This window comes from Paracoccus sp. DMF-8 (assembly GCF_029309835.1).
Lineage (GTDB): Bacteria > Pseudomonadota > Alphaproteobacteria > Rhodobacterales > Rhodobacteraceae > Paracoccus.
The window spans coordinates 86,585-105,120 of the sequence record NZ_JARJHL010000018.1 but is presented as its reverse complement, the minus strand read 5'-3'; the positions used below and the strand labels follow the sequence as shown (position 1 = coordinate 105,120).

At 64.2% G+C, this 18,536-nt stretch carries 18 protein-coding genes and 1 tRNA gene; all 19 read left to right on the top strand.

The window, feature by feature from the left end; genetic code table 11:
- Nucleotides 1–7: 7 nt before the first annotated feature.
- Nucleotides 8–943 (top strand): rod shape-determining protein MreC, encoded by a 936-nt coding sequence (mreC, locus tag PE067_RS20990; protein WP_276191724.1) that lies wholly within the window; start codon nt 8–10, stop codon nt 941–943.
- On the top strand, nt 936–1,472 hold the full coding sequence (locus tag PE067_RS20985) for a rod shape-determining protein MreD (protein ID WP_276191723.1): 537 nt from the start codon (nt 936–938) through the stop codon (nt 1,470–1,472). The genes mreC and PE067_RS20985 overlap by 8 nt, the downstream gene beginning before the upstream one ends.
- Before the next feature lie 3 nt (nt 1,473–1,475).
- The gene (gene mrdA, locus PE067_RS20980) at nt 1,476–3,419 is read left to right on the top strand and encodes a penicillin-binding protein 2 (protein ID WP_276191721.1); all 1,944 of its coding nucleotides are present in this window, start codon (nt 1,476–1,478) and stop codon (nt 3,417–3,419) included.
- Between the two features lie 16 nt (nt 3,420–3,435).
- Nucleotides 3,436–4,575 carry a rod shape-determining protein RodA gene (gene rodA / locus PE067_RS20975; protein ID WP_276191720.1) on the top strand — a complete coding sequence of 380 codons (1,140 nt, stop codon included), beginning with the start codon at nt 3,436–3,438 and terminating at the stop codon, nt 4,573–4,575.
- 4 nt (nt 4,576–4,579) lie between these two features.
- Nucleotides 4,580–5,500, top strand: a complete 921-nt coding sequence (locus PE067_RS20970) for a glyoxylate/hydroxypyruvate reductase A (protein ID WP_276191719.1) — start codon at nt 4,580–4,582, stop codon at nt 5,498–5,500.
- 116 nt (nt 5,501–5,616) lie between these two features.
- Entirely contained in the window at nt 5,617–6,789 is a 1,173-nt protein-coding gene (locus PE067_RS20965) for a DegT/DnrJ/EryC1/StrS family aminotransferase (protein WP_276191718.1), read from the top strand.
- A 15-nt stretch (nt 6,790–6,804) separates the two neighbouring features.
- The gene (gene gmd / locus PE067_RS20960) at nt 6,805–7,878 is read left to right on the top strand and encodes a GDP-mannose 4,6-dehydratase (protein ID WP_276191717.1); all 1,074 of its coding nucleotides are present in this window, start codon (nt 6,805–6,807) and stop codon (nt 7,876–7,878) included.
- Complete coding sequence (locus tag PE067_RS20955; RefSeq protein ID WP_276191715.1) at nt 7,875–9,296, top strand: mannose-1-phosphate guanylyltransferase/mannose-6-phosphate isomerase; 1,422 nt, start codon at nt 7,875–7,877, stop codon at nt 9,294–9,296. The genes gmd and PE067_RS20955 overlap by 4 nt, the downstream gene beginning before the upstream one ends.
- The gene (locus PE067_RS20950; RefSeq protein WP_276191714.1) at nt 9,296–10,225 is read left to right on the top strand and encodes an NAD-dependent epimerase/dehydratase family protein; all 930 of its coding nucleotides are present in this window, start codon (nt 9,296–9,298) and stop codon (nt 10,223–10,225) included. The genes PE067_RS20955 and PE067_RS20950 overlap by 1 nt, the downstream gene beginning before the upstream one ends.
- Before the next feature lie 371 nt (nt 10,226–10,596).
- The gene (locus PE067_RS20945) at nt 10,597–11,847 is read left to right on the top strand and encodes a FliM/FliN family flagellar motor switch protein (RefSeq protein ID WP_276191712.1); all 1,251 of its coding nucleotides are present in this window, start codon (nt 10,597–10,599) and stop codon (nt 11,845–11,847) included.
- 144 nt (nt 11,848–11,991) lie between these two features.
- Nucleotides 11,992–12,210 (top strand): translation initiation factor IF-1, encoded by a 219-nt coding sequence (gene infA / locus PE067_RS20940; protein WP_055212580.1) that lies wholly within the window; start codon nt 11,992–11,994, stop codon nt 12,208–12,210.
- Nucleotides 12,211–12,220: 10 nt separating this feature from the next.
- Nucleotides 12,221–12,871 carry a Maf family protein gene (locus tag PE067_RS20935; protein WP_276191710.1) on the top strand — a complete coding sequence of 217 codons (651 nt, stop codon included), beginning with the start codon at nt 12,221–12,223 and terminating at the stop codon, nt 12,869–12,871.
- Complete coding sequence (locus tag PE067_RS20930; RefSeq protein WP_276191709.1) at nt 12,868–13,917, top strand: ribonuclease E/G; 1,050 nt, start codon at nt 12,868–12,870, stop codon at nt 13,915–13,917. The genes PE067_RS20935 and PE067_RS20930 overlap by 4 nt, the downstream gene beginning before the upstream one ends.
- Nucleotide 13,918: 1 nt before the next feature.
- Entirely contained in the window at nt 13,919–14,086 is a 168-nt protein-coding gene (yacG, locus tag PE067_RS20925; RefSeq protein ID WP_276191708.1) for a DNA gyrase inhibitor YacG, read from the top strand.
- Between the two features lie 75 nt (nt 14,087–14,161).
- A tRNA-Phe gene (locus tag PE067_RS20920) sits at nt 14,162–14,237 on the top strand.
- A 217-nt stretch (nt 14,238–14,454) separates the two neighbouring features.
- Entirely contained in the window at nt 14,455–14,649 is a 195-nt protein-coding gene (locus PE067_RS20915) for a hypothetical protein (protein ID WP_276191706.1), read from the top strand.
- A gap of 567 nt (nt 14,650–15,216) precedes the next feature.
- The gene (locus PE067_RS20910; protein ID WP_276191705.1) at nt 15,217–16,338 is read left to right on the top strand and encodes a DUF6361 family protein; all 1,122 of its coding nucleotides are present in this window, start codon (nt 15,217–15,219) and stop codon (nt 16,336–16,338) included.
- Nucleotides 16,335–18,134: a phospholipase D family protein gene (locus tag PE067_RS20905; RefSeq protein ID WP_276191703.1), complete on the top strand. Its 1,800-nt coding sequence runs from the start codon at nt 16,335–16,337 to the stop codon at nt 18,132–18,134. The genes PE067_RS20910 and PE067_RS20905 overlap by 4 nt, the downstream gene beginning before the upstream one ends.
- Nucleotides 18,131–18,532 carry a hypothetical protein gene (locus PE067_RS20900; RefSeq protein WP_276191702.1) on the top strand — a complete coding sequence of 134 codons (402 nt, stop codon included), beginning with the start codon at nt 18,131–18,133 and terminating at the stop codon, nt 18,530–18,532. The genes PE067_RS20905 and PE067_RS20900 overlap by 4 nt, the downstream gene beginning before the upstream one ends.
- Nucleotides 18,533–18,536: the final 4 nt, after the last annotated feature.

Below are 18,536 nucleotides of genomic sequence, written 5' to 3'. Positions count from 1 at the left end.
CGGCCCCGTGGCGCGCAAGGGTCCAGATTTCGCCACTCCGGTCCGGCGGGTTCTGATCGCGTTGCTGGTGCTTGTCCTGCTGGGCGTCTTTCTGTTCTGGCGGATCGACAGCCCGCGGGCCGAACGGATGCGCGCGGCCTTCATCGACCGTTTCGTGCCGGGATTCGAATGGGCGATGGCGCCCGTCACCCATGTCAGCCGGATGATCGCGGGCTTTCAGTCCTATTCCCGCCTGTATGAGCAGAATCAGGAACTGCGGCGCGAGTTGCAGAAGATGTCCGCCTGGAAAGAGGCCGCCGTCCAGCTTGAGCAGGAAAACGCCAAGCTGCTGGCCCATAACAACGTCCGCATCGACCCCGCGCTGACCAGCGTGTCGGGCGTGGTGCTGACCGACAGCGGCACGGCCTTTCGCCAGTCGGTGCTGCTGAATGTCGGCACCCGCGACGGGATCGTCGATGGCTGGGCGACGATGGACGGTCTGGGGCTGGTCGGGCGGATTTCGGGCGTGGGCGAAACCACCAGCCGGGTGATTTTGCTGACCGATCCGTCGTCGCGCATTCCGGTGACGATCCAGCCGTCGGGGCAACATGCGCTGCTGGTCGGCGACAACACATCCCTGCCCGCGCTGGATTTCATCGAAAGCCCCGAAAATGTCCGCCCCGGCGACCGCGTGGTCAGTTCGGGCGATGGCGGGGTCTTTCCCCCCGGCCTGCTGGTCGGGCAGGCGGCGCTGGCGACGGATGGCCGCCTGCGGGTCAGGATGTCGGCCGATTACGGACGGTTGGAGTTCCTGCGCGTGTTGCGCAGCCACCCGGCGGAACAGCTTGCCGATTCCGGCCGCCTGATCCCGCCCCCACCTTCGGAATTCGTCGGCCCCCTGATGCCAGATGGTTTTGCCGACGGTTTTGCCGACGGTGCGGTCGCGGGGGGCGGCGATGATTGATCAGGTCCGCAACGGCCGCTACACGCAGATGGCGCTGTATGCGCTGCTGGTGCTGGCCATGCTGCTGCTGCGGCTGTTGCCGCTGTCGCCCGGCGCGACGCGCTGGCCCGGCCCCGACCTGTCGCTGTGCCTGACCTTTGTCTGGGTGTTGCGCCGCCCCGACCAGATCCCCGCCCTGCTGATCGCGCTGGCCTTTCTGGTCGAGGATCTGGTGCTGTTGCGCCCCATCGGCCTGTGGGCCGCCTTTGTCGTCCTGGCATCCGAGGCCGCACGCCTGCGTGAGCAGCGTTGGCGCGAACAGTCATTCATGGTTGAATGGTTCCGCGTCTCTGTCCTGATTGTCCTGATGATGTTTGGCTATCGCATCGCCCTTGCGGTCTTTTTCCTGCCGCTGCCGTCTTTCGGGCAGATGATGATGCAGTTGATCGCAACCGTCATGGCCTATCCGGCGGTGGCGCTGGCCGCGCACTGGATCCTTGGCCTGACGCGGCTGAACATCACCGAGGCCGAAATCATGAGGCAGCGCTAGGACATGAGAAAGTCACCGAAAGAGATCTTTGAAAGCTCGCGTTCTATCTCGCGCCGGGGATTGCTGATCGGGGCGATCCAGGCCTCGGTCGTCGGCGTGCTGGGCTTCCGGCTGCGCACCATGCAACTGGAACATGAGGAAGAATACCGGCTGCTGTCGGATGGCAATTCGATCAAGATCCGCCTGCTGCCGCCCGCGCGCGGGCTGCTGCTGGACCGCAACGGGCTGGTGATTGCCGGAAACGAACAGAATTACCGGGTCACCCTGACCCGCGAAGAGGCGGGCGATGTCAGCACGGTGCTGGGCCGGTTGCGCCAGATCATCCCGATGACCGATGCCGAAACCGCCGCGATCATCGCCGAAATCAACCGCCGCAGCGCGATCACGCCCGTCAGCATCGCCGACCGGCTGAGCTGGGACGAATTCGCATCCATCGCGATCAACGCCCCCGCCCTGCCCGGCGTCGTGCCGGAATCGGGCCTGTCGCGCAGCTATCCGCGCCGGGGCGATTTCGCCCATGTCATCGGCTATGTCGGCCCGGTGTCGGATTACGACCTGTCCAAGATCGAAAACCCCGACCCCGTCCTGCGCCTGCCCGAATTCCAGCTTGGCAAGGTCGGGGTCGAGGCCAAGCTCGAAGAATTGCTGCGCGGCAAGGCCGGCGCCCGTCGGGTCGAGGTGAACAGCGCAGGCCGCGAGATGCGCGAACTGTCGCGTCAGGAAGGCCAGCAGGGCGCCACCGTGCAGCTGACGCTGGACGCGGCGCTGCAGAATTTCGCGACGCAGCGGCTTGGCACCGAAAGCGCGGCGGCGGTGGTCATGGATGTGACAAATGGCGATATCGTGGCCATCTCCTCATCCCCGGTCTTTGACCCCAATATGTTCGTGCGCGGCATTTCCGGCCCGCAATATCGCGAGCTGATGAATCACGACCATCGCCCGCTGGCCGACAAGACGGTGCAGGGCGTCTATCCCCCCGGTTCTACCTTCAAGATGGTGTCGCTGCTGGCGGGTCTGGAATCGGGGATCATCAATCCCGGAACGCGCTTTTACTGCCCCGGCTATCTGCAGGTCGCGGGCCGCCGTTTCCATTGCTGGAGCAGGGGCGGGCATGGTTCGGTCGATGCGGTGCAAAGCCTCGAACGCTCCTGCGACGTCTATTATTACGAACTGGCGCAGCGCGTCGGCATCGACCGCATGGCCGAAATGGCGCGCAAGCTGGGGATCGGCGTGCGCCATGACCTGCCGATGTCGGCGGTGGCCGAAGGGATCGCGCCCGACCGCGAATGGAAACGCCGCCGCTACGATCAGGAATGGCAGGTCGGCGATTCGATCAATGCCAGCATCGGCCAGGGCTATGTCCTCGCCTCGCCCCTGCAACTGGCGGTGATGACCGCGCGCGTCGCCACCGGCAAGGCGGTCGAGCCGCGTCTGGTCAAGGCGATCAACAGCGTGGCCCAGCCTGTCGTGGATTTCCCCGATCTGGGCATCCACCCCCTGAACCTGCGCGCCGCGCGGCTAGGCATGGATGCGGTGATGAATTCCAGCCACGGCACCGCGCGCAGATCGCGCATCGTCGCGCCGGAATGGCGCATGGCAGGCAAGACCGGCACCAGCCAGGTCCGCAACATCACCGCCGCCGAACGCGCGCGCGGCGTGATCCGCAACGAACAACTGCCCTGGAACCGCCGCGATCATGCGCTGTTCGTCGCCTATGCGCCCTATGACAACCCGCGCTATGCGATTTCCTGCGTCGTGGAACATGGCGGCGGCGGCTCTGCCGTGGCGGCGCCGATCGCGCGCGACATCCTGCTGTTTGCGCTGTCGGGCGGCGTGCCCCCGCTGTCGGCCTATCCCGACGGTGAGCGTGGCGCGGCCGAGGAAAGGTTCAAGAACATGAACCTTGCCCCTGCGGTCGTGGCCCAGACCGGCCGGGCGCGGGCGTGACGCCGGGGGCCGCCAGATGAGCTATCTTGACTACAAGGTCACCCAGACACCGACGGGACTGCGCAAGATCCTGTATATCAGCTGGCCGCTGGTCTTTTTGCTGACCGCCGTCGCCTCGACCGGGTTCCTGATGCTGTATTCGGTCGCTGGCGGGCGGCTGGAAACATGGGCCGAGCCGCAGATGATCCGCTTTGCCATCGGCATGGTGATCATGTTCGCGCTGGCCTTCGTGCCGATCTGGTTCTGGCGGACGATTTCCATCCCGGCCTATCTGATCTGCGTCTTGCTGCTGGTCGCGGTGGATGTGGTCGGACAGATCGGCATGGGCGCGCAACGCTGGTTGCAGATTGGCCCCGTGCGGCTGCAACCATCTGAACTGACCAAGATTTCTCTGGTCCTGCTGCTGGCTGCCTATTACGACTGGCTGCCGCTGGAAAAGGTTTCACGGCCCCTGTGGGTGCTGATCCCGGTGGTGCTGATCCTGCTGCCGGTGGGGCTGGTTCTGGGCCAGCCGGACCTTGGCACGGCCCTGATGCTGATCATGGGTGGCGGGCTGGTGATGATGGCCGCAGGGGTCAGCCTGTGGTATTTCGGCGCGGTTTCAGGCATGGTCGGGGGGGCGATCTATGCGGTGATGATCAGCCGCGGCACCGATTGGCAGTTGCTGCGGGAATATCAGTTCCGCCGCATCGACACATTTCTGGACCCCGGCGCCGACCCGCTTGGCGCGGGCTACAACATCATCCAAAGCCAGATCGCGCTAGGCTCGGGCGGCTGGTCCGGGCGCGGTTTCATGCAGGGCACGCAGTCGCGGCTGAACTTTCTGCCCGAAAAGCACACCGATTTCATCTTTACCGTGCTGGCCGAGGAATTCGGCTTTATCGGGGCGATGTCGCTTTTGCTGCTGTATTGCCTGATCCTTGGCTTTTGCATCCATTCCGCGCTGACCAACCGCGACCGTTTCGCCAGCCTGCTGACGATGGGGATCGCCTGCACCTTCTTCATCTATTTCGCGATCAATATGGCGACGGTGATGGGGATGCTGCCGGCCAAGGGCTCGCCCCTGCCGCTGGTCAGCTATGGCGGGACGCAGCTGATGATCCTGCTTCTGGGCTTTGGCATCGTCCAATCCGCCCATGTCCACAGGCCGAGGTGATCCGATGCGCGTCTTTTTCGCAGCCCCCGCCGATGACTGGACCGAATGGAGCGACGCCCTGCGCGCCGCCTGTCCCGAAATGCAACTGTCGCGCGACGGCGATCCTGCCGATTTCGATGCGGTGATCTATGCGCCCGGCTATCCCGAGGACGGTTCCGCGCTGGATTTCGGCGCCTTTGCGAATGCGCGGATCGTGCAAAGCCTGCGGGCGGGGGTCGAACGCATCACCACCAACCCGACGCTGACCCAGCCCCTGTGCCGGATGGTCGATCCGGGGCTGGCGCAGGGCATGGTCGAATATTGCACCGGCTGGACCCTGCGCTGCCATCTGGGCATGGACGCACTGGCGCAGGACGGCATCTGGCGCGGCGATGCCATCCCGCCGCTGGCCTCGTCGCGCAAGGTCACGGTGCTGGGACTGGGCGAAATGGGGGGCGCCGTCGCGCGGACGCTGAAGACACTGGGCTTTGACGTGACCGGCTGGTCGGCCTCGGGCCGCCCGGTCGAGGGGATCGAGGTCATGGGTGCGGCCGACCTGCCCCGCGCGCTGGACCGGGCCGAGGTGCTGATCTGCCTGCTGCCCGACACGCCCGCAACGCGCGGGTTGCTGAACCGCGAAACGCTGTCCCTGCTGCCGCGCAACGCGACCCTGATCAATGCCGGGCGCGGCAGCCTGATCGTCGAAGATGACCTGTTGGCCGCGCTGGACACGGGCCGTCCCGGTCACGCCGTTCTGGACGTCTTCGCAACCGAACCCCTGCCCGCCGCGCATCCGTTCTGGTCCCATCCCGCGATCACCGTCACGCCCCATGTCGCGGCCGCGACCCGCGCCTCTTCGGCGGCAGAGGTCGTCGCCATGAACCTGCGCCGCGCCATGGCGGGCCAGCCCCTGATGTATCTGGTCGACCGCAACCGCGGCTATTGAACGACAGGCCCCGGTGAACGACAGGCCCCGGTCAAGCCCGGCCTTCTCTGGACGCGCCGGTGCTGCTACCCAAGCGTCAATTGCCTGATTTACACACGAATCGCGAAGGGGACGGGATGTTCTATCCGCTTGCCAGCACGACATGGGACCAACGCGAATATGACAGCCTGACGCAGGTCATCGCCTCGGGCCGCTTTACCATGGGCCCGCGCGTCCGCGCCTATGAGGAAGCCTTTGCCAGCCATTTCGGCAAGAAATACGCCGTGATGACCTCATCGGGATCGACCGCGAACCTGCTGGCCATCGCCTCGGCCTTCTGGCACCCCGATCTGGGATGGAAACAGGGGGATGAGATCATCGTCCCCGCCGTCAGCTGGTCCACGACCTATTTCCCGATCAGCCAGACCGGGCTGAAACTGCGTTTCGTCGATATCGACCCGGCAACCCTGAACATCGACCTGACCAAGCTGGAACAGGCGATCACGCCCCGCACCCGCGCGGTTTTCGCGGTCAACCTGCTGGGCAATCCGGTTCAGGCCGACCGCCTGCGCCGGATCTGCGCCGACGCCGGCGTCCTGCTGATCGAGGATAACTGCGAATCCATGGGCGCGCGCTATCAGGGGGAATTTGCGGGCGCATTCGGTCTGTTCGGGACGTTTTCCAGCTTTTTCTCGCATCATATCTGCACGATGGAGGGCGGCATGGTCATCACCGACGACCGCAAGCTCTATGACACGATGCTGTCGATGCGCGCCCATGGCTGGGTCCGCGACCTGCCCCCGGACACCCATCTGCCGCTGGACCCCGACCCTTTCGTGCGCCAGTTCCGTTTCGTCCTGCCCGGCTACAACCTGCGCCCGCTGGAAATCGAGGGCGCGCTTGGCCTGCCGCAACTCGACAAGCTGCCGGGTTTCGTCGCCGCGCGCCGCGCCAATGCCGCGATCTTTCAGCAGGCTTTCGCGGATCTGGATTTTCTGGACATCCAGCAGGAAACCGGGGAATCATCGTGGTTCGGCTTTGCCATGGTGCTGAAGGGGCGCATGGCCGGGCGCCGTGCCGAACTGGTGCAGGCACTGACGGCGGCAGAAATCGAATGCCGCCCCATCGTCACCGGGAATTTCCTGCGCAATCCGGTGATCGACAAACTGGACCACTCCGTCGGTTCGGTGATCGAGGCGGCAGAAACCATCGACGTTAACGGATTTTTCACAGGTAACCATCACTATCCGATCGAGCCGCAGATCATGCGGCTGCGCGAGGTCGTGCAGGCCGTCGCAGATCGCGCGTAATCAGGGAATATTTTCATGGCCAAGACAGCACTCATTACAGGGATCACCGGACAGGACGGCGCCTATCTGGCCGAACTTCTGCTGGACAAGGGCTATGAGGTCCATGGGATCAAGCGCCGCTCCTCCAGCTTCAACACGGGGCGGATCGACCATCTGCTGATCGACAACTATTCGGACAGCCGCCTGCACCTGCATTACGGCGACATGACCGATTCCACCGCCGTCATCCGCACGATTGCCGAGGTCGAACCCGATGAAATCTACAACCTTGCCGCGCAAAGCCACGTCAAGGTCAGCTTTGAAATGCCCGAATATACCGCCAATGCCGATGCCATCGGCACCCTGCGCATTCTGGAAGCGATCCGGCTGCTGAAACGCGAAGGGCGGACGCGGTTCTATCAGGCCTCGACCTCGGAACTCTACGGCAAGGCGCAAGAGGTGCCGCAGTCCGAAACCACCCCCTTTTATCCGCGCAGCCCCTATGCGGCGGCGAAACTTTACGCCTATTGGATCACGGTGAACTATCGCGAGGGCTATGGGATTCATGCCTCGAACGGGATCTTGTTCAACCATGAAAGCCCGATCCGCGGCGAAACCTTTGTGACGCGCAAGATCACCCGCGCGGTCGCCGCGATCTCGATGGGGCTGCAACGGCAGTTGCATCTGGGCAATCTGGACGCACAGCGGGACTGGGGCCATGCCCGCGACTATGTCGAAGGCATGTGGCGCATCGTTCAGGCCGACCAGCCCGAAGATTTCGTGCTGGCCACCGGCGAAACCCATTCGGTGCGCGAATTCTGCGAACTGGCATTCGCTGAAATCGACATGGCGCTGGAATGGCGCGGCACGGGCGCCGATGAAAAGGGCTATCTGGCGGGCACCGACCGCTGCCTGATCGAAATCGACCCGGTGTATTTTCGCCCGACCGAAGTCGATCTATTGCTTGGCAATCCCGCCAAGGCGCGCGAAAAACTGGGATGGACGCATCGGACGACCTTTCCCGAACTGGTTTCGGAAATGGTGGCCGAGGACCTGCGCCTGCTGACAACAGAACGGCTTGCCCGTCGCGCTTACGGAGTTGTGGAATGACGATCACCCCGGTTTTGCTGGCTGGCGGCTCGGGAACGCGCCTCTGGCCCGTCTCGCGCAAATCCTTCCCCAAGCAGTTCGCGCCGCTGGTGGGCAGTGAGACGCTGTTTCAGGCCTCGGCGCGGCGGCTGTCAGGGGCGCGTTTCGCCGCCCCCATCGTCATGACCAATGCCGATTTCCGTTTCATCGTCGCCGAACAGCTGGAAGAAGCCGGGATCACCCCGGCCGCCATCCTGATCGAACCCTCGGGCCGCAACACCGCCCCCGCGATTCTGGCCGCCGCCCTGACGGTGGCCGACCATGACCCCGATGCGCTCTTGCTGGTCGCGCCCTCGGACCACGTCGTCCCCGATGCCGAAGCCTTCGGCCGCGCCGTCGATCTGGGCGCCGATGCCGCGCGGCAGGGCCAGATCGTGACCTTCGGCATCACCCCCACCCGCCCCGAAACCGGCTATGGCTATATGGAGGTCGCGGGCGAGGGTCAGGGTCCCGTGCCGCTGCGCCGCTTCGTCGAAAAGCCCGATGCCGAAAACGCAGCCCGCATGATCGCCAATGGCAATTACCTGTGGAACGCCGGCATCTTCCTTTTCGCCGCCCGCACCATGATCCAGGCGTTCCGCCAGCACGCCCTCGAATTCCTCCGCCCGGTCGAGGCCGCCTTGACCGCCGCCCGGACGGACCTGGGTTTCCTGCGCCTTGCGCCGGACCCGTGGAACGAACTGCCCGACCTGTCGGTCGACTATGCGGTTCTGGAAAAAGCCGGCAATCTCAGCGTCGTGCGCTTTTCCGATCACTGGTCGGATCTTGGGGGCTGGGACGCGATCTGGCGCGAGTCGATGGATGCGGCCCCCGCCGAACGCGGCGCGGTCACCGATGACCATTCGACCGCAATCGACTGCGACAACGTCCTGCTGCGTTCGCAAGGCGACGGGCTCGAAGTCGTGGGAATCGGCCTGAAGGACATCATGGTCGTCGCCACCGATGACGCCGTGCTGGTCGCCGACATGAACCGCGCGCAGGATGTCCGGCAGGCGGTTTCCGCCCTGAAATCCAAGGGCGCGCGTCAGGCCGAAAGCTTCCTGCGCGACCACCGCCCCTGGGGCTGGTTCGAAACGCTGGCCCTCGCCGACCGCTTCCAGGTGAAACGCATCGTCGTCAAACCCGGCGCGGCGCTGTCGCTGCAAAGCCATTTCCACCGCGCCGAACATTGGGTCGTGGTCAGCGGCACGGCACGCGTGACCGTCAACGATCAGGTCACGCTGGTGACGGAAAACCAGTCGATCTACGTCCCTCTGGGCGCCGTTCACCGCATGGAAAACCCCGGCAAGGTGCCGATGGTGCTGATCGAGGTCCAGACCGGCGCCTATCTCGGCGAAGACGATATCGTCCGCTACGAAGACGTCTATTCGCGGTCATGATGCGCGTCCTTCTGACCGGCGGATCGGGAATGCTGGGCCGCGCGCTGCGCCGGTTGCAGCCCGATTTCGCACCGCAGATCGCCCTGCTGGCGCCGACGCGCGCGCAGCTTGACCTGACCGACCGGACGGCCGTGGCCGACTGGCTGGCCGCCAACCCCGTCGATGCGGTCATCCATGCCGCAGCCAGGGTCGGCGGCATTCAGGCCAATATCGCCGACCCCACCGGCTTTCTGACCGACAACCTGCGCATCAACGACGCCGTGATTTCCGGCGCCCATCAGGCCGGCATTCCCCGCCTGATCTTTCTCGGCTCCAGCTGCATGTATCCGCGCGACCACCGCCAGCCCCTGACCGAGGAAGACCTGCTCGCAGCCCCCCTCGAGCCCACGAACGAAGGCTATGCGCTGTCGAAAATCACCGGCGCCCGGCTGTGCGACTATATCTCGGGCCAATTCCCGGACCGCGCCTATCGCACGCTGATCCCCTGCAACCTCTTCGGAACCGAGGATCACTTCGGCTCCATCGCCTCGCATCTGATCGCGGCCATCATCACCAAGGTGATCGACGCCCGCGACGCAGGCCATGACACGGTCGAAATCTGGGGCAGCGGTCAGGCCCGCCGCGAATTCCTGTTTGCCGACGACCTCGCCCGCTTCATCCTGACCAGCCTGCCCGAAAGCGAAAAACTCCCCCCCGTGCTGAACATCGGCCAGGACGCGGACCACTCGGTCAACGATTACTACAGGATGATCGCGGATCTCGCAGGCTGGCAGGGCCGCTTCACCCACGACCTGACACGTCCCGAAGGCATGCGGATGAAGCTCATGTCCTCGAACAAGGCCCGCGCCTTCGGCTGGAACCCGCCCGCGGACATCGGCCCCGCGCTCCAGGCGACTATCGCCGCCTATGAGATGACAAAACAGCGCTGATTTCTTCATCATCCAAATACCCATGCGACCGCGCGCATGGGACGGACCGCGCATGGGACGGGATGCCGATCTGCTGTCCCAACTCCACCGCCGTTTCAGGCGCAAGTATCCCACGGCCGCAGGGCCCCGTTCCCATACCGCCCGACGCAGATCCGGCAGAACCGGGCTCGCCGTATCCGGGAAAACCGGTGAAAACCCGTCGCAGCCAACCCTGAGCCGGGACCACCGTCTGACCCGCCCAACCAACCCTGTCGCCAAAGCGCATCGTTCAAGATCCCCCAGCCATCCCATCCTGCGGGATCAATCATTTCGAAACGAATTGCTGCGACGGTCATGCCAAGGCTCAAACAGTGATTCTCGGTGCAATGACAATGAACGGCAAAGACGACAGCATCCCGGGCCAGCGGCAGGGCGATCCCGCCGCCCGACAAGCGGCCAGCCATGCCGCCGTGCTGCAACGCATCATTGCGCAGGCGCGGCGAATTGACCCACCCAATCCGACAGCCGAAGACAAGGCCAGCACCCGGCAACAGTCTTTGGAAAAGCTCATCGGCACCGCGCTTGGACGCACGGCCGAAAAACTTTATGCGCTTCCGGTCTTTGTGCAGGATATCCAGCTTGGCGCCTCCACCCTGGCCGAACTGCCCGAATTGCTGCCCGAACAGGCGCTGCTTGCCGTCGTCGAAGGTCGGGCTGCGGCCATTGGTGTTGTCGCCTTGTCGCCGACCCTTGTCGCCTCGGTGATCGAAATGCAGGCGATCGGACGCGTGTCCGGGCGCGAGGTGCGGATGCGCAAACCGACGCGGACGGATGCGTCCATATCGGCCGATTTCGTCAATATGCTGTTGTCGGAACTGGGCAAGGAACTGGCGGCGCAGACGGCCCTGCCGGCGTTTTCCGCCTTCAGCTATGCCAGTTTTCTTGATGATCCGCGCCCGCTGATGCTGATGCTGGAAGACGTGGCCTTGACGCGCGTGACATTGAATTTCCGCATCGGTGCGGGGGGACAGCGCGACGGCAGCATCGTCATTGCCCTGCCGACGCCGCATATGCCTGATCCGAAATCGCGACCGTCTGAAAAACCCCTGCTGACGGGCGCCCCCGGCGCGCAAAACACGGTGCCCGGACGCGCCCCGGCCAATGCGATCCTTCAGCAAGGCACGCCCGAACCTATGGCCACAAGCAGCGAAACCCTTGCCCTCGCGATGCAGGATGCGCCGGTGCATCTGGTCGGCATCCTGTGTCGCAAGAAGGTCAGCCTTGGCAGTCTGCGCAATCTGGTTCCCGGCGCACTGATCCCGCTGCCTCCGGCGGCGCTGGATGATGCGCGCCTTGAAACCCGGCACGGTCAGCTTCTGGCGCAGGGACGCCGTGGCAGATCCGACGGCTATCACGCAATCCGTCTGCGTGCAGCGGCGAAGCCGGATCAGTCCCATCGCGTGATGCGGCCCAATTCGGCGGGCCATCGCGCAACCCCGGGCTTTCCGCAGGTTGATATCACGGAACCCGACGCATTCCGCATGCCTGCATCAGATGCCGGTCCGGCGGAGGTCACGCCCGTCCATGCCACCGATGGCGCCGCCGCTTTCGACATCGGCATGTCGCAACCGGGCGGTAATTAGGTCCGGATTTGCGACATAAACCCGGCACCGTTTCTGCCCCGCAGGACCGGAGGGGCAGATTTTGTCAGTTTTCGCTTGAAAAACCGGGACCGTAGACGCATGTAGCTGGCACCCGACAAAGCGGGTTCCCAATCAGGAGAGATCATGGCCAAGGAAGAAATGCTCGAATTCCCCGGCGTCGTGAAGGAACTCCTGCCGAACGCGACGTTCAAGGTCGAGCTGGAAAACGGCCATGAGATCATCGCGCATATGGCAGGAAAGATGCGCAAGAACCGCATCCGCGTTCTGGCAGGCGACCGCGTTCAGGTGGAAATGAACACCTATGACCTGACCAAGGGTCGGATCAATTACCGCTTCAAGTGATCCGGGTTCCGTGACGGTCCCGGCTGACATCGCCGATCCCGGCGTGACCAGGGATGCGCGGCATCGGCTGGTCCTTGGTTCGGCCAGCCCCCGACGGCTGGAGCTTCTGGCGCAGATCGGCATCCGGCCGGATCAGGTCATCGCGGCTGATATCGACGAAACCCCCGCCCGTGACGAAGCCCCGCGCGACTATGTCCGCCGGATGGCGCGGGAAAAGGCGCTTGCCCTGCAAGACCGCGTCACCGGCACGGTTCTATGCGCCGACACCGTCGTGACCGCAGGGCGCCGCATCCTTGGCAAACCTGCCGACAGGGATGAAGCCCGCGCCTTTCTGTCGCTGCTTTCGGGCCGCAGGCATCGCGTTCTGACGGCCGTCGCCCTGTTGTCGTCGCGCGGGCTGTCAGAGCGGCTGGTCGAAACCCAGGTCCGTTTCCGGCCGTTGTCCAGTTGCGACATCGAAACCTATCTCGACACGGATGAATGGCGCGGCAAGGCGGGTGGCTATGCCATTCAGGGCCATGCCGCCTCTTTCGTGCCCTGGATCCGGGGATCGTTCACCTCGGTCGTCGGCCTGCCCCTGACCGAGACCGCGACCTTGCTTGCCAGCCTCGGGCACCCTGCCCGGCCACACTCCCCCCAAGCCCACGGAGACAGCGAATGAAGGGCCGCCAGATCGTTCTCGGGCCGCTCTTCGGCCATGATGCCGCCGCTCTGGTCGTGGATGGCCGGCTCGAGGAACTGGCCATTGCGGCCGGGGATGCCATACCGCTTGCCCCCGGCGCGATCTGCCGCGCCAAGGTCGACCGGCTGGTCAAGGGTCAGGGCGGTGTGTTCCTGCGCCTGCCCGACGGTCTGTCGGGCTATCTGCGCGACCGCTCCGGCCTGCGCGAGGGGCAGGTCCTGACCGTTCAGGTCACCGGCGCCGCCGAAGACGGCAAGGCGATTCCGGTCAGTTCGCGCCTGCTGCTGCGCGGCCGTTACGTCATCGTCACCCCCGGCGCGCCCGGCGTGAACGTCTCGCGCCGCATTCGCGACGCGGATCTGCGCAACAGCCTCGAAACGATGGGACAGGCTGCGCTGCACGGGATGGAAACGCCCCCCGGCCTGATTTTCCGCAGCATCTCTGCCGATTCCGATGCGGATGACATTCAGGACGAACTCGACAACCTTCTGGCCATCGCGACCGCCCTCACATCCGATGGCGAAACCGCGCTGGAACTGCTGCTTGACGCGCCCGCGCCATCCGAAACCGCCTGGTGTGACTGGGGCGATCCCGCCCCCGATTCCGTGCTCGACGGCGTGGACGCCATGGCCGATTGCGGCGTCGATGCCGCCGTCGAGGCCTTGTTGTCCGAACGCGTCGATCTGGGCCAACAGGCCTGGGCCGCGATCGAAACGACCCGCGCCCTGGCCGCCGTCGATGTGAATACCGGCAGCGACAATTCGCCCGCCGCAGGGCTCAAGGCCAATATCGCCCTGGCCCGAGAACTGCCTCGCCAGTTGCGCCTGCGCGGCATCGGCGGCCAGATCGTCGTCGATTTTGCCCCGATGGCGAAAAAGGATCGCGGCACGCTCGAACAGATTCTCCGCGCCGCGTTCAAGCGCGAATCTGCCGAAACCGTGCTGATCGGCTGGACCGCCATGGGGCTGTTCGAGATCAATCGCAAACGCGACCGAATCCCGCTGCAGCAACAGATCGGGGGCTGAAATGGCGGCCACATGCCCGATCTGCGGCAAGGAAACCGCCGCACAATACCGCCCCTTCTGCTCGAAACGCTGCGCGGATATCGACCTGGCGCACTGGCTGCGCGGCGATTACCGCATCCCCGCCGAGGCGGAGGACGACAGCCTTCCGCAATCTGACGATGAGACGTGATTTTTTCCGCTTTTACATCTGGACACGGCGATCAAGCTGCCATAACAACGCGCTCACGCCAGCCGATGGTCAGGCGCCCGGATAGCTCAGTTGGTAGAGCAGCGGATTGAAAATCCGCGTGTCGGTGGTTCGAATCCGCCTCCGGGCACCATTTTTAACTCAATGAAAACAGTGCTCTAAAGCTTCTGCCTCGTTCGATCACTTTGCGGAATAGCATTGGGGGACACTTTGGGGACACCAGGACATTTGGCACATCGTTGCCAAAGCGAGGCCGATCACCCGATGATCGCTCACCGCGTCTCTAGACCGAATCTTCGAGTTAAGAACTCTTTCCACTCCGCGTCGGTGATCTCGTCCATCATGTCCGCATGCGCCTGCTCGATGGACAGCATCTGGAAAGCGCGATTCCGATAGGCCTCAGTGGTCTTTTCTATGCGCTGGACGTAGGCCCGCATCCCCAAATCGACGCCGTGATTTCCGAGCTGCCCGAACTGCTCGTGGAGCTTCGTCTTGGACGCCGGGTTCTCCGTGCCCAGAACCTGCTGCAGAGATGGCTGATATAGCGTTTATGCGGCAACCGGCCATCCATGTTTGATCCCACGGTTTGATGGTGCGAGCCGCTGTTCACGACATGGGACGAACCGGATACTTTCGGTGCCGCCCTGAAGCTGCACGCGAGCCGATATGGTGAGACGACCTATCATCTTTACGACGCCATCGTCCGGCCCGAAGACGGCGTGAATCGCAGCACGCTGATCAGTTGGGGCCGCCGGGGGAAACTGCCGCGCGCCGCCATCAGTCTAGAAATTCTAGGACGGATCGAGCGGCGATACCGGCTGGCCGCCTTTATGAACTGCTTGATGCGATCATGGGAGAGCAGTAGTCTGTCCGGTGCAAGTCCAAGGCAACTCTGGGTGTCCGAAACTGACACCCACCGCGGCCAACTTGTGAAAAGCAGATACTGGGCACGATCCGACTGTCACTTGGCGGTAACAGCTGCAGTCGGAACTCTTAGATCGGCAATCTGGCGTTGCGGCAAGGATATAGAACGCACTACGATTTTCAAATCCGTGCGTAAATTCAATGGTCTTGGCCAGAGCTGGCCGAAGCGGTAACAAGGGAAGTCAAGAGTGTCGGCATTGGGTTGGGTGTCGTTCGGCAGAGCTGAGGCGGATGCTGTTCAGACGCTGATTGGTGCGCTGAGCGCGAGCGAAGCGCGGGATGAACTCGGGCTAGGGGCGATCCGCGACGGATTTTCGGATCTTCTGTTTCCCGGGACCAGCACGATCCAGACGCGGCTTCGCTACTTTCTTTTTCTTCCGCAACTCTTCCGTCGTCTGGACCTGAACAAGGGCGATCGGCAGGCCGCCCTGCGCAGGGCAGAGGCCGATTTCATCGCGAGGATGCAGGGTCAGCCGCAGGCCGATACAAAGCTTCTGATCGGGGCAGAGGCCGGCGTGCGGCTGAAGCGGATGCCAAGTGCCGTCTACTGGACAGGTCTGGGCGTCTGGGGCGTGCGTCGTCCTGCGCTTGCGCGTGTCGGAATCGGACAAACGCTGGATCGGATGGCGCGCGGCGAAGACTGCTGGTCGGATGCCCCCAAGATCGACGAGGACGATGATCGCGGCTTCGCTCTGACGGGCGAGGAAGCTGAATGGATAGCTGATCGCTGCGTAGCGCTCCGGCCAGGGGGCACGCTGCTCGGGCATCTCATGCCGAAGGCGCGCGATCTGGCTGCCATCACCGAGCTTGAGGCTGTTCCGTCCACCCCCGATCTGCCCGCGGCGATCCGTCGTCAACTCAACCATGCCCTGGCCTTCGCAGATACGATGCACGGGGCATCGCTGCTCTATAACCTCATGCTGTCCAAACATTTCAGCGCGTCGGATGCCGAGGGCGACTATCGAGAAAGTCTCGAAGTCTGGCACGCCGCCGCTCGGTCTCCTCTCGCCACCACAGCAGAGGACCTCATCGCGCCTCTGATGGAGGATCGCGGACTGGTCGGCTTCACGCCGAACATCCTCACATTCCGTTTCATCAATGACTGGATCGCGGTGATGGCCGATCCCTTCAGCCAGGAGGCGCAGGCGCTGATCGCACGGCGGGAGGTTCAGATGAAGGGGGTGAGCAGAGCGCGGCTGCGGTTCTCTCCGCAGGATTACGTATGGAGTGGGAATTCCGGGGGGCAGAAGATGGCGTTCCGCTGGCCGTTGGTGCGCCGATATCTCGATGACATGGCGGCCGCAGCATGAGCCGGCAGTCCGATACGACCTTCGCCCTGTCCCATCGTGTCGACTTCGGCGAAGCGCTGACGCCGCCCGAAGGTTACCGTCTGGAAGCAGCCCTAGGCACGACCTTCTCCATGGATTTTCTGACCGCGCTCACCGTGCCCGTTTCGCTGGCTCTGCGCAGCGGGGTCCAGCGCGACGAGCTGTTGGCAAGCCCTCTCGCGGCGCTTGCCGCGATGCGGCGCCTAGAGGATCGCGTCGCGATCTGTGTCGAGGCGGGCAACATCCACGCCCCCGGCGGCAAACGCACGCCGCTTGTCACCCTGCTCGAAGGCATGGTCACCGAGATCGCGCCGCCGAAGGGGGCGAGCTTCCACCCCAAGCTCTGGCTCCTGCGCTTCGCCCCCGAGGCCGGGGGACCCATGCGCCAGCGCCTGATCATCATGTCGCGCAATCTGACCCGCGACCGATCTCGGGACGTGGCATTGCGGCTTGAGGGAGAGGAGCAGGACAAACGGCAGCAAGTGAATGCGCCACTGGTCGGGCTGGTCGACTGGCTGGGGTTTCGTCGCACCAAGCCGTTGAAGGGGCTGCGTGACGGGCTTGACCACGTGAAATGGGAAAACATCCCCGGTTTCGCGCGTCCACTTTTCCACGCACATTATCCCGAAACCCGAGCCCTCTGGCGTCCGGGTGCGGGCCGGATGGCGGTGATCTCACCCTTCTGCGACGATGGTGGACTGGCAATGCTGGAGCCTGGGCGCATCTGCGCGCTCGTCGCCTGCGACGACTGGCTGGCAGGGCTCTCGACGCGGCCTGTGCGCTGCCTGACCCTCGGCGATCATGGCCTTCCAGAACCCGATCCCGAAGCCGTGGCGACGCCCGAGGATCGCGCGGGCCTCCATGCCAAGCTGTTCATCGTCGAGGAGGGCGACCAGACTCGGATCACGCTGGGGTCCGGCAATGCGACGGCCGCCGGCCTCGGGGCGAATGGCCCCCGGAATGTCGAGATCTTCGTGACACTTCGGGGCGAGACGGCGACTGTTGGCGGTATCGGGGGTGACGGGAACCCTGGCATCCTCGGCGAGGAAGGCCTTGGCCCTCTAATGCAAGATTGGACGCCGCGTGAGCTGCAGAGCGAGGAGAAGGCTGCCCGCGATTTCGACCGCGCAGTGCGCGATGCGCGTCATGCGATCTTCGCGGCGCGGCCAGAGCTAACCTTCGCCCCTGTCGAAGAGCGCTTGACCGTCAGTCTGGCGATGACCCTGCCGCCTCTGCCTGGCATCTTTTCTGTCTCTGCCCGGCTCGTGACCCAGACGGACCCCGTCCAGATTTCGGGTGAGGGTCCTTGGAGCCTGACCTCCGTGAGCCTCGCGAATGCGACGACCTTCGTCCAGTTCGATCTGTCAGGGCCGGACGGGGCGACTGCGGCCTTTGTGACCAAGATAGACGCCGAGGGCCTTCCGGCCGGCGATGCTCGGCTAGAGGCTTTGCTGTCCGACATGGTCAAGACGCCCGAGCAACTTCTGGCCTTCGTCGCGGCCATGCTCGAACGCCAGCCCGATATCGACGGGATGATGCGCGCCACCGCGGACGGTGCCGCCTCGGGCCAGTCACGGGCGCCCGCACCACCTGTCCTGGAAACCCTGCTCGCTGCCTATCTCTCGGAGGATGGCGCTGCCCGGATCAAGGATCTGGACCGGGTGGTGGGGCTGATGAAGCTCGACGAGAAGGAAGAGACGATGGCCGCATTTCTAAGGCTCTGGGCAGAGTTCAAAGCGGCCATCGGGCCGAAGCGTCGCGGGAGGAAAGTGGCATGAGTTTTGATCCACAGCCGCTTCTCGCGGGCTTGAAACCCTTCCAGCGGGCCACGGTCGACTATGCGATGAGCCGTTTCGATGCCGGGGTGTCGCGCTTCCTCGTTGCGGACGAGGTGGGCCTGGGAAAAACGCGCGTTGCGCAGGGTGTGGTTGCCCATGTCCTGTCGCGACTGGCACCGGAGGAGCGGGCCGACATCGTCTACGTCTGCTCGAACGGCGCCATCGCGCGTCAGAATCTGCGGCTGTTGAACATTCTGCAAGAGACAGAGGTTCGCGCCACACGCCTGTCGCTGCTTTGTGACGGATCGACGAAGCTGCGGACCGATGGCGCGAACTTCATCGCCCTGACGCCTGGCACGAGCTTTCGACAAGGCCGCGGGCCTGGGGCTCGCTCATGAACGG

Excerpts from the sequence above, each read along its gene's own strand:
- PE067_RS20900 (WP_276191702.1), top strand. The coding sequence starts at position 18,131 with ATGAGTTTTGATCCACAGCCGCTTCTCGCGGGCTTGAAACCCTTCCAG.
- PE067_RS20930 (WP_276191709.1), top strand. The coding sequence starts at position 12,868 with ATGAAGGGCCGCCAGATCGTTCTCGGGCCGCTCTTCGGCCATGATGCC.
- PE067_RS20950 (WP_276191714.1), top strand. The coding sequence starts at position 9,296 with ATGCGCGTCCTTCTGACCGGCGGATCGGGAATGCTGGGCCGCGCGCTG.
- gmd (WP_276191717.1), top strand. The coding sequence starts at position 6,805 with ATGGCCAAGACAGCACTCATTACAGGGATCACCGGACAGGACGGCGCC.
- mrdA (WP_276191721.1), top strand. The coding sequence starts at position 1,476 with ATGAGAAAGTCACCGAAAGAGATCTTTGAAAGCTCGCGTTCTATCTCG.
- PE067_RS20965 (WP_276191718.1), top strand. The coding sequence starts at position 5,617 with ATGTTCTATCCGCTTGCCAGCACGACATGGGACCAACGCGAATATGAC.
- PE067_RS20945 (WP_276191712.1), top strand. The coding sequence starts at position 10,597 with ATGAACGGCAAAGACGACAGCATCCCGGGCCAGCGGCAGGGCGATCCC.
- yacG (WP_276191708.1), top strand. The coding sequence starts at position 13,919 with ATGGCGGCCACATGCCCGATCTGCGGCAAGGAAACCGCCGCACAATAC.
- infA (WP_055212580.1), top strand. The coding sequence starts at position 11,992 with ATGGCCAAGGAAGAAATGCTCGAATTCCCCGGCGTCGTGAAGGAACTC.
- PE067_RS20955 (WP_276191715.1), top strand. The coding sequence starts at position 7,875 with ATGACGATCACCCCGGTTTTGCTGGCTGGCGGCTCGGGAACGCGCCTC.
- PE067_RS20970 (WP_276191719.1), top strand. The coding sequence starts at position 4,580 with ATGCGCGTCTTTTTCGCAGCCCCCGCCGATGACTGGACCGAATGGAGC.
- PE067_RS20985 (WP_276191723.1), top strand. The coding sequence starts at position 936 with ATGATTGATCAGGTCCGCAACGGCCGCTACACGCAGATGGCGCTGTAT.
- rodA (WP_276191720.1), top strand. The coding sequence starts at position 3,436 with ATGAGCTATCTTGACTACAAGGTCACCCAGACACCGACGGGACTGCGC.
- PE067_RS20915 (WP_276191706.1), top strand. The coding sequence starts at position 14,455 with ATGCGCCTGCTCGATGGACAGCATCTGGAAAGCGCGATTCCGATAGGC.
- PE067_RS20905 (WP_276191703.1), top strand. The coding sequence starts at position 16,335 with ATGAGCCGGCAGTCCGATACGACCTTCGCCCTGTCCCATCGTGTCGAC.